Below are 2811 nucleotides of genomic sequence, written 5' to 3' on the forward strand. Positions count from 1 at the left end.
TGCGTATTCCGGTGAATGTGACCGCCGATTCCGGCATCGTGACCAGTGATTCCGTTTTATCGTGACCGCTGTGTCCCTGCGGTTTCCGGTTGATTGTGACCGGCGATTCCGGCGTCGTGACCGGTGATGGATTGAGGGTGTTGCGCAGGGACGGATTCTACTCTGCCAGCTAGGCAGTGGGGCTGCCGCTGGATGTCGTGCTCGTTTGTTGAGCAGTCTTTCTGAGCGAGTCGCCGGCCAGCGTGATGCGGTGAATGCGGTGCATCAGGCGGTCGAGAATCGCGTCGGCGATGGTGGGGTCGCCGATCCAGCCATGCCAGTGCTCGACCGGCAACTGGGCGGTGATGAGCAGGCCACGGCTGCCGCCGCGATCGTCAATCAGTTCAAGCAGGTCATTGCGAGTGACCGGGTCCAGCGGCGCCACTGCCCAATCGTCCAGCACGATCAGGTCGGTCTTGGCCATCTGCAGCAGCCATTTGCCGAAGCCGCCGCTGCCATGCAGGATGCGTAGCTCTTCGGCGAGCCTGGGCACGCGCAGATAAGCGACCGAATGCCCGCGGCGGCAGGCATATTGCGCCAGTGCGCAGGCCAGCCAGGTCTTGCCGACGCCGGTTGGGCCACCGATCAAGACCGTGTGTCCAGTTGCGATCCAATCGGACAGCGCGAGGCTGGTCACCTGTTTCCGATCAATGCCTCGGCCTGGGCGGGCATCGAGGTCTTCGATGGTGGCGTGGGGGTACTTGAGTCGAGCACGCTGCAACAGGCGGGCAAGCTTGCGGTCGTTGCGCCACAGCAGTTCGCGGTCGATCAGCAGGGCCAGGCGCTCCTCGAACGCGAGCGCGCTGGCGCCGGGCTGCGCAAGCTGTTCTTCCAGCGCGGCGGCAAAGCCGTCGAGCTTCAGTGAGCGTAGTTGAGCGAGCGTGGTATGGGTCATCATGAGATTGGGTTCCGGTTGTGAGCGCCGGGCAAGCAAGGGCAACTGAGAGTGCCGCCCGGCGCAGTGCGAGGGCCAATGAGGCCGATCGCGAGAGTCAGTGCCGCCTGACGGGCGTCGTCACTGGTAGTAGCTGGGGCCGCGCAGGTGCGCGTGCTCGGGACTGATCCACTCGGCAGGAGCGGCAGCAGTCAGCCGGTCCTGGTCGGTTTCGAGCACGTTCTTGACGTAGCGGTACTGATAGGCGCCGAGTTCCAGCGCGATCCCACAGGCTGCCTCGAGGCGATCCTTGCCATAGCGTTTGGCCAGGTTCAGCAGCCCCAGACAGGCGCGGTAGCCATGCTCGGGATGCTTGTGTTGCTCGAGCAGCCGGCGCACGACGGCACCGGTGGCGCCGCCGATCTGCTCGCCCCAGCGGATGAGGCGCTGCGGTGTCCACTCCAGGTGGGCGCGGTGGGCAGCAGGCAGATGCTCAGGCACAGTGGTGAAGCCGCCGCTAGCCGCACGCGCATGGACTGCAACACGCTGGCCACGGTGCAGCAGTTCGACCGCATGCGCGGTGATGCGTGCCTCAAGCGTCTGGCCGACCAGTACGTGGGGCACGCTGTAGCGATGCTTGTTGAACTCGACATGCTGATCAATGTGGACCTTGACGGTGCGGAACCTGGCGATCTCGTAGGGGACCGCCGGCAACGGGCGTAACGCCGGCGCATCCAGGGCCGCGAAGGCGCTGGCACGGCTGCCCGGCAGCTTCTGGAAGGGGCGCTCATTGAGTGCGGGCAGTAACTGCGCAATCGCACGGTCGACCGCATGAACGGTCTCGAATCGCTGATGGCGCAGTCGTGCGAGGATCCAACGTTCTACGATCTGCACTGCCACCTCAACCTTCGCCTTATCCTGCGGACGCCGCGCACGGGCAGGGAGCACCGAGGTGCCGTAATGGCGCGCGAAGTCGAGCACCGTCTCGTTAGCGCGCGGCTCATAACGGTCGGCGTTGGCAATCAAGGCGCGCGGGTTGTCTGGCACGACCAGTTCAGGGCTGCCGCCGATAAAGCTCAAGGCGCGCACCATCGAGCCGATCCAGTCCACCATCGTCTCGCGGGGCGTGGCGCAGGCGAATGTGTAGCTGGACGCGCCGAGCGCCGCAACAAACACGTGGGCGCGGCCGCCGTCGGCCACAGCGATGGTCGGTCCGGCATAGTCAACGAACAGCTTCTCACCGGCCTTGTGGGTCTGGCGCATTGAACGCTTCAGACTCTTGGCCCATGCGTGGTAGCGCTCGCAGAATTGCGTGTGGCGATAGGTCTTGCCGCCGGGATGGGCCTCAACATATTCCTGCCACAGCAGGGTCAGTGTGACGCCCTTGCGCCGCAGTTCCTGGTGGATGCGGGCATAGTCCGGCGGCACATAGGCGCTGGCGCGTGCGCTGGGCAGCAGGTGCGCGGCAATCGCTGTTTCATCGAGATCGCGTAGCTGCTCCCATGTCATGCCGGCCTCAGCGGCCAGTGACACATACTTGGACACCACGCCTTTGGAGACTTGCAGCGCCGCGGCAATGCTGGCGTGCGACAGTCCGGACTCGTGCTTGAGTCGTAACACGTCTTTGATCATGCGTATCGTCATGGGGGGCTTGGGCATCGCTTCTCCGTGTAAAAACGCAGAAGGTTATCCACAGCCTGGGTTGAACAATACGCAACACCCCCACCCGGTTCATTGCAAGCCGGATGCCACCACGTCAGCGGTGAGATGCCTCTCCGGCGGCCCGGTCACGATCGCCGGAACGGCTGGTCACGATAAACCGGAAACGCCGGTCACGATGCCGGAATCGGCGGTCACGATAATCCGGAATGACCGGTCACGATCGGCCGGAATACGCA

The 2811-nt window shown here is 64.4% G+C and carries 2 protein-coding genes; both read right to left on the reverse strand.

Annotation, left to right across the window (positions count from 1 at the left end):
* Positions 1–169: 169 nt before the first annotated feature.
* Positions 170–937, reverse strand: a complete 768-nt coding sequence (gene istB, locus J8I34_RS33620; RefSeq protein WP_209808501.1) for an IS21-like element helper ATPase IstB — start codon at positions 935–937, stop codon at positions 170–172.
* 117 nt (positions 938–1054) lie between these two features.
* Entirely contained in the window at positions 1055–2572 is a 1518-nt protein-coding gene (gene istA, locus J8I34_RS33625; RefSeq protein ID WP_209808503.1) for an IS21 family transposase, read from the reverse strand.
* Positions 2573–2811: the final 239 nt, after the last annotated feature.

The organism is Cupriavidus phytohabitans (assembly GCF_017815025.1).
Taxonomy (GTDB): Bacteria; Pseudomonadota; Gammaproteobacteria; order Burkholderiales; family Burkholderiaceae; genus Cupriavidus.